Raw genomic sequence first — 7604 nt, forward strand, 5'->3', positions numbered from 1 at the left:
GAAAACGACTCTGGGCAGAAAAGAATTTAACCCAGATTTAACCTGACAGACACCTGTATAAATAACCGGTAGTTGTCAGATCTAATCTGGACTAATACAACTCAGCCCATATCAAGCAACGTGTTTTATTATCATTTTTGCAGAGCAGGGAGATCGGCCAGTGGCCAACGTGCTTTTACCGTGACGCCCAATTCACCGGTAGTGCCTCCTTGCAAACGGATCATGCCAGCCAGCGCAATCATTGCCCCATTGTCAGTACAGAACTCCGGTCGGGCATAGAAGACTTCACCGCCCAACTTTTCCATCACTTCCTGCATCTTAGTGCGCAATGTCCGGTTGGCACTCACTCCACCGGCCATGACCAGGCGTTTGAATCCCGTCTGTTCCAGTGCGCGTTTACATTTAATGGCCAACGTATCCACGACCGCATCTTCGAATGCACGGGCAATATCCGCCTTGGTTTGTTCATCCTCCGCCACATTTTGGCCATGAATGTTATTGCGGATCGTATTAGCGGCAAACGTTTTCAGGCCGGAGAAACTAAAATCCAGCCCCGGACGATCTGTCATCGGACGCGGGAAGACGAAACGCCCCGCCTTCCCCTGCTGTGCCATACGGGAAAGCACTGGCCCACCAGGGTAATCTAAACCTAGAAGTTTTGCTGTTTTATCAAAAGCCTCGCCAGCGGCATCGTCAATGGATTCCCCCAACAGTTGGTACTCACCGATACCCGTTACACAAATAAGCTGGGTATGACCCCCTGAAACCAGTAAGGCAACAAAGGGAAACTCAGGGCTGTTTTCTTCCAGCATCGGTGCCAGCAAATGGCCTTCCATGTGATGCACAGGGATAGCAGGGACATCCCATGCAAATGCCAGTGAACGTCCAATCGTTGCCCCAACCAGCAATGCGCCAACCAATCCCGGCCCTGCGGTGTAAGCAACTGCATCAATATCTTTATTCGTCAGACCTGCTTCCTTCAAGGCCGCCTGAATTAAAGGAACCGTTTTACGAATGTGGTCACGGGAAGCCAGTTCAGGCACCACACCGCCATAATCCGCATGTAGCTTGACCTGACTGTATAATTGATTGGCTAGCAGACCGATTTTATCGTCATAAATTGCGATTCCGGTTTCATCGCAGGACGTTTCTATACCTAAAACTCGCATTGCACTATTCGTCTCGTTATCTTACGTTTTGTTGCTTTATGTCTCGTTGTTTGGTCATATAATGCGCATTTCTTTCAACGGGCATCAGTGTAACACTATCTCTCATTCTCTGCCCCTTTCCATACCAACATTCTCGCCACTGGCTTTATTACATGCTGGCTATTTTTTCTGTTTAGTCTATAATCAACGCCCTACTTGAATATTCTGTGTGGTTAATGTTAATAATGCCCAATAGCAAGCTGCTTATTTTGAGTACAGAAAAGCATCCTGTAACCCGTGGCGTTATCGTTTTCAATTTTCCTCGGCACTTTACAAGGCCGTGTTCATTGAAGTAAAATTCCGCACCATTTTAAAGACGGCTGGCACTATCACGCCAGCGACAAACCCGATTTCTATTGAGGTGAGAGGCACATGCCAGTAATTAAAGTACGTGAAAACGAGCCATTTGACGTAGCACTGCGTCGCTTCAAGCGTTCTTGCGAGAAAGCAGGCGTATTAGCAGAAGTTCGTCGTCGTGAATTCTATGAAAAACCAACGACTGAGCGCAAACGCGCTAAAGCTTCTGCTGTTAAACGTCATGCTAAGAAGCTAGCTCGCGAAAACGCACGCCGCACTCGTTTGTACTAATCTTTGCGGTCAGTCCGCTTAGTGATTGTATTAACAAACTACTGCAGTTAAAGGCCGTGCTTTCCCAAAGGAAGCGCGGCTTATTCTCGTTCATCAACAGGCGTAAAAGGGCTTATGGCTGGACGAATTCCACGCATATTTATCAATGACTTATTAGCAAGAACCGATATCATTGATTTGATCGATGTTAGGGTGCCTCTGAAAAAGAAAGGCAAAAATCATCAAGCGTGTTGTCCTTTTCATAACGAAAAAACCCCTTCATTCACTGTTAATGGTGATAAGCAGTTTTACCATTGCTTCGGTTGCGGGGCACATGGCAATGCCATTGATTTTTTGATGAATTATGACAGATTGGACTTTGTCGAATCCATCGAAGAACTGGCAGCGATGCATGGGCTGGAAGTCCCCTATGAATCAGGTTCCGGCGGCGGTCAGATCGAACGTCACCAAAGGCAAGACCTTTACCAACTGATGGAGAAGCTCAACAGCTTCTATCAGCATTCACTGAATACCCCCAACGCCCAACCAGCCCGACAATATTTGGCTCAACGTGGACTCAGTGAAGAGATCATCCAGCGTTTCGCCATTGGTTTTGCGCCGGCGGGATGGAATAACGCCTTAAAACAGTTTGCCCATAATGCGGAAGATCGCAAGCAGTTAAACGATGCAGGAATGCTGGTTACAAACGACAATGGCCGCACTTATGATCGTTTTCGCGAGCGCGTGATGTTCCCCATTCGCGATCGCCGTGGCCGCGTCATTGCATTCGGGGGCAGAGTGCTGGGAGATGCACTTCCTAAGTACCTGAACTCGCCGGAAACAGAAATTTTCCATAAAGGCCGCCAGTTATATGGGCTTTATGAGGCACGGCAAAACCACAGTACGCTTGCTAGGCTATTGGTGGTTGAAGGTTATATGGATGTGGTGGCGTTAGCCCAATTTGGCATTGACTATGCTGTGGCTTCGCTGGGAACGTCTACGACAGCCGAACACGTTCAGTTACTGTTTAGGACAACCGATAATGTCATCTGTTGTTACGATGGTGACCGTGCAGGCCGGGATGCCGCATGGCGTACACTGGAAACGGCGCTGCCTTATCTGAATGATGGCCGGCAATTACGTTTTATGTTCTTGCCTGACGGTGAAGATCCTGATTCATTGATTCGCAAAGAAGGACGGGAAACATTTGAGCAGAGAATGGAAAAGGCCTTGACCTTATCTGCATTTTTGTTCGAATCACTATTGCCGCAGGTTGATTTCAGCAATCCTGAAGGAGCGACTAAGCTCAGTTCGCTAGCCATGCCACTGATCAGTCAAATCCCTGGAGAAACCCTGCGACTCTACCTGCTTAAAGAGCTTGGAAACCTGTTAGGTACGCCTGATACAGCACAATTGGAACGATTTTTAGCAAAACTTGTCAAAAAAGATACCAATACATATCAGGCGCTAAAACTGAAACCAACAACAATGCGCATACTGATCGCATTGCTGGTACAGAATCCGCATTTAGCGACATTAGTACCCCCACTAAAGGGAATGTTTCCTACTCAGATAGCAGGGCTACCATTATTCATAGAGCTTGTTGACACGTGCCTTGCCCAACCAGGTTTAACCACAGGACAACTGTTGGAGCAATATCGCGATAATAAGTACGCTAAACAGCTTGAAAAACTCGCTGCTTGGAACGATATACAGATAGAAGAGATCGCTGAAAAAACATTTAGCGATGCACTGAGCCATCTTTTCGCGTCAGCACTTGATGAACGCTTTAATTTTCTCATGGCTAAAGAGAGAACTGAAGGCCTCACACCAGAAGAGCGTGAAGAAGTCCGGTTAATTACAATATCTGGTGCGAGGAAATAAGAATCTGTCTCAGCAAGGCTATATGACTTCAAGATTATATTAACGTGGAAATGACACTATTTGGCTTACTTACAAATAGGTTTGTATCTTTAATATGGTTTTCTGAAACTCTTTCTCAATGAAAATATAGCTTGGTGAAACAGGTTCTAAATCAAAACCTAAATCACAGACACAGAATTCACGGCTTAAATGCCGCATTAGGTAGGGCAGATAGCCCTACAATTGCCGCAATTGAGGGCAGCGGCAATACAATGAAAACGCCCTAAATATTATTGTTGGCATATTTGTTTCGCCGACCGACACCAACCAATACTCTGAAGTGTGGATACCGTCTTATGGAGCAAAACCCGCAGTCACAGCTAAAGCTACTTGTCACCAAAGGTAAGGAGCAAGGCTATCTGACCTATGCTGAGGTCAATGACCATCTGCCGGAAGATATCGTCGATTCTGATCAGATAGAAGATATCATCCAAATGATCAATGACATGGGCATCCAGGTAATGGAAGAAGCACCTGATGCCGATGATCTCATGTTGGCAGAAAACACAAACGACACAGATGAAGACGCAGTGGAAGCGGCTGCGCAAGTCCTATCTAGTGTCGAGTCAGAAATCGGTCGTACTACCGATCCGGTTCGCATGTACATGCGCGAAATGGGTACGGTTGAACTCTTGACTCGCGAAGGTGAGATTGACATTGCAAAGCGCATTGAAGATGGCATCAACCAAGTGCAGTGCTCCGTTGCTGAATACCCTGAAGCGATTACTTACCTATTGGAACAATACGACCGTGTTGAATCCGGCGAGAGTCGTCTGTCCGATTTAATCACGGGTTTCGTTGATCCTAACGCAGAAGAAGATCTTACACCAACAGCCACTCACGTTGGCTCAGAACTTCCTCAGGAAGAACTTGACGACGAAGATGACGAGGATGAAGACACTGATAGTGATGCTGATAGCGAAGAGGATAACAGCATCGATCCAGAGCTCGCTCGCCAGAAATTTGGGGAACTGCGTGAACAATATGAACTGACTCGTCAGGCGATTAAGACTTACGGTCGTAGTCACCCGAATACCGCAGCAGAAATATTGACCTTATCTGAAGTATTCAAGCAGTTCCGCCTGATACCGAAGCAGTTTGATCATCTGGTCAACAACATGCGTTCCATGATGGATCGCGTACGTCTTCAAGAGCGTCAAATCATGAAGATGTGTGTTGAACAGTGCAAAATGCCGAAGAAAAACTTCATCACCCTGTTCTCTGGCAATGAAACGACTGACACATGGTTCACCGCTGCCAAAGCAATGAACAAGCCATGGTCTGACAAATTGCAAGAAGTTGAAGAAGAAATTATGCGTAGCCTGCAAAAGTTACGCCAGATCGAAGAAGAGACCGGCTTGACCATTGAACAGGTCAAAGATATCAATCGTCGTATGTCAATCGGTGAAGCGAAAGCCCGCCGTGCGAAAAAAGAGATGGTTGAAGCTAACCTGCGTTTGGTTATTTCAATTGCGAAGAAATATACCAACCGTGGTCTGCAATTCCTCGATTTGATTCAGGAAGGTAATATCGGTTTGATGAAAGCGGTTGATAAATTTGAATACCGCCGTGGTTACAAATTCTCGACTTACGCGACATGGTGGATCCGTCAGGCGATCACACGCTCCATCGCAGATCAGGCTCGTACCATCCGTATCCCGGTACATATGATTGAAACCATCAACAAACTCAATCGTATTTCCCGCCAGATGTTGCAGGAGATGGGGCGAGAACCTTCACCGGAAGAGCTGGCAGAACGTATGATGATGCCAGAAGACAAGATCCGCAAGGTACTGAAAATTGCCAAAGAGCCAATCTCCATGGAAACCCCTGTGGGTGATGATGAAGATTCACATCTGGGCGATTTCATCGAGGATACCACTCTCGAACTACCGCTGGATTCAGCAACTTCAGAAAGCCTGCGTGCAGCAACTCACGATGTACTGGCAGGCCTGACGGCACGTGAAGCGAAAGTTCTGCGTATGCGTTTTGGCATCGATATGAACACTGACCATACTCTGGAAGAAGTGGGTAAACAATTTGATGTCACCCGCGAGCGTATTCGTCAGATCGAAGCAAAAGCACTACGTAAACTGCGCCATCCAAGCCGTTCCGAAGTATTGCGCAGCTTCCTTGATGACTAATCAACGAATTTGATGATAAACCTGAAAGCGCCTGTTATAGCAGGCGTTTTTTTTATGCCCCACGGATAAGCCCCTGATATTCAAACAATGGCTTAAACCCAATACGCCGATATAAATGATCACCATCACGAGAGGCATCCAAATAACACGCAGTTGCACCCTCTTGTTTGGCCTCATTCAGCACATGATTGAGCAACGCAAAAGCATATCCCCTTCTCTGTTTCTCCACCACCGTACTAATCTCATCAAGACGAAGAAGGTTATTTGATCTTGATAACGTTAAAGAACAGACCGGCCGACCATCGACATACAAGGCATAATGTTGCAAATTTTTCCCAGCATCCAAAGCCGTCTGATGACATTTTTGGTATTGCCCGGAAATTACATCATTTGTCTCAAATGCACTTTCTGTCGGGATGGCCCAATCCGCCAGACAGTGGTCAACGCACCGAATATCATATTCCATAGCGGATTCATCACTCATTTGCCAATTCACCAAATCAAGTTGCATGGCTGTTGTTATGCTATCAGCATCCAACACAAATCCAGCCTGCTGAGCCACCGCTAAAATTTGACTATCTGGCTCTACGGTAACAATCATAAAAGGGACATACGTTTTTTCCTCCAGCAACCAAATTCCCCTTTGCAGATCGCCTGGGGTCTGTTCATTAACATCGATCACCAACAAAAAATTCAATGCAGGCGTTTCAACACCGGTCACATAAGCTCGGACACTTTCACTGATATGCTGGGACATTAGGCTGATAGATGAAAAAAAGTAATCTTCTAGTTGGTGATGGTTCCAAATAGCAGCCGATAACTGATGCTTTTTCATATTGATTTACCAAAAATAGATCTTCTTGACCTGATTGTGGAAAGAGAACAATAAACAATCAGAAATATTTATTTTAAAAGCGACCCACATCACTAAAAAAGCGTTTAGAGTGCTTCCAATAGTTCTAAATACGTTAAAAAAGGCTGATTGTTGTCTATAAAATATGCATATGAATTTTGGGGGCTAGACCTGACACCAAACTGTGCCGTATAATCTTCCCACTTCAACGGCCCCTTAGCTCAGTGGTTAGAGCAGGCGACTCATAATCGCTTGGTCGCTGGTTCAAGTCCAGCAGGGGCCACCAGATTTATCAAGGGGTTGCGTCAAAAACGCGACCCCTTAGTTTTTTCTAGGATACCCATAGGATACCTTCTGGCAGTAGCAAGAGGTATAACCGATTAACACCGCTACGGTAATAAACCGTTATCGTATTTCTCTCTGTGATATTTATCACATCCTCTGAACATACGATGTTCGCCTTTTTGCTTCCCTAATCACCACTTGAAATGCAAAACTCCATGATTTCTAAAAATGGCTAAGTTTGAATCTCAAAAACTGATGAGTAATTATTCCAGTGGCTTATTGCGAGCGTGACGCTCAATTAATCGACCATACGAATCAAAATAGCGACTAGGCCAGATTTCTGAGGGGTGTATTTCGAGATAGTTAGCAATAATCCATTCGCCTTTAGGCCAAGGCCGACTGAGAGTATTTGCTAGTGTAGATGAACTGAGTCCTGCTTCACGGGAGACAGCCGCTAAGGTTGTACCACGTTTACGTAATGCAGCAATAATATCAGCTTGATGCCAGTCATAATGAGATGGTCGCCCCCCTACTTTGTGAGCGATACTCTGACAGGGTATTTTTTTCTGGAGAGGTCATCATGCAAAACGTCACACTCATTGGTATCGATCTCGGTAAGCATTC

6 protein-coding genes and 1 tRNA gene are annotated in these 7604 nt (G+C 45.8%); 4 read left to right on the forward strand and 3 right to left on the reverse strand.

All coding sequences use genetic code 11. The annotated features are described in order from the left end of the window. Positions 1-131: 131 nt before the first annotated feature. Positions 132-1169 (reverse strand): tRNA (adenosine(37)-N6)-threonylcarbamoyltransferase complex transferase subunit TsaD, encoded by a 1038-nt coding sequence (gene tsaD / locus Xkoz_RS18560; protein ID WP_099143426.1) that lies wholly within the window; start codon positions 1167-1169, stop codon positions 132-134. Positions 1170-1580: 411 nt separating this feature from the next. Here tsaD and rpsU point away from each other — a divergent pair, with 411 nt between their 5' ends. From rpsU to rpoD, 3 genes are all read left to right on the forward strand, one after another. Next, a complete protein-coding gene (rpsU, locus tag Xkoz_RS18565) occupies positions 1581-1796 on the forward strand; it encodes a 30S ribosomal protein S21 (protein ID WP_001144069.1) in 216 nt (71 codons plus the stop codon). A gap of 114 nt (positions 1797-1910) precedes the next feature. Then, positions 1911-3659, forward strand: coding sequence for a DNA primase (gene dnaG, locus Xkoz_RS18570; protein ID WP_099143427.1), 1749 nt, complete (start codon positions 1911-1913; stop codon positions 3657-3659). Between the two features lie 335 nt (positions 3660-3994). After that, on the forward strand, positions 3995-5842 hold the full coding sequence (gene rpoD, locus Xkoz_RS18575) for an RNA polymerase sigma factor RpoD (RefSeq protein ID WP_099143428.1): 1848 nt from the start codon (positions 3995-3997) through the stop codon (positions 5840-5842). A 52-nt stretch (positions 5843-5894) separates the two neighbouring features. Here the strand turns inward: rpoD and Xkoz_RS18580 are convergent, their stop codons facing one another. Beyond that, positions 5895-6677, reverse strand: a complete 783-nt coding sequence (locus tag Xkoz_RS18580; protein WP_099143429.1) for a GNAT family N-acetyltransferase — start codon at positions 6675-6677, stop codon at positions 5895-5897. Positions 6678-6905: 228 nt separating this feature from the next. Here Xkoz_RS18580 and Xkoz_RS18585 point away from each other — a divergent pair. Then, a tRNA-Ile gene (locus Xkoz_RS18585) sits at positions 6906-6981 on the forward strand. A 262-nt stretch (positions 6982-7243) separates the two neighbouring features. On the opposite strand, the gene Xkoz_RS18590 is transcribed toward Xkoz_RS18585, so the two are convergent. Next, positions 7244-7525 (reverse strand): helix-turn-helix domain-containing protein, encoded by a 282-nt coding sequence (locus Xkoz_RS18590; RefSeq protein ID WP_099143430.1) that lies wholly within the window; start codon positions 7523-7525, stop codon positions 7244-7246. Between the last annotated feature and the right edge of the window lie 79 nt (positions 7526-7604).

The sequence above is a fragment of the Xenorhabdus kozodoii genome (genome assembly GCF_002632875.1).
GTDB lineage: Bacteria > Pseudomonadota > Gammaproteobacteria > Enterobacterales > Enterobacteriaceae > Xenorhabdus > Xenorhabdus kozodoii.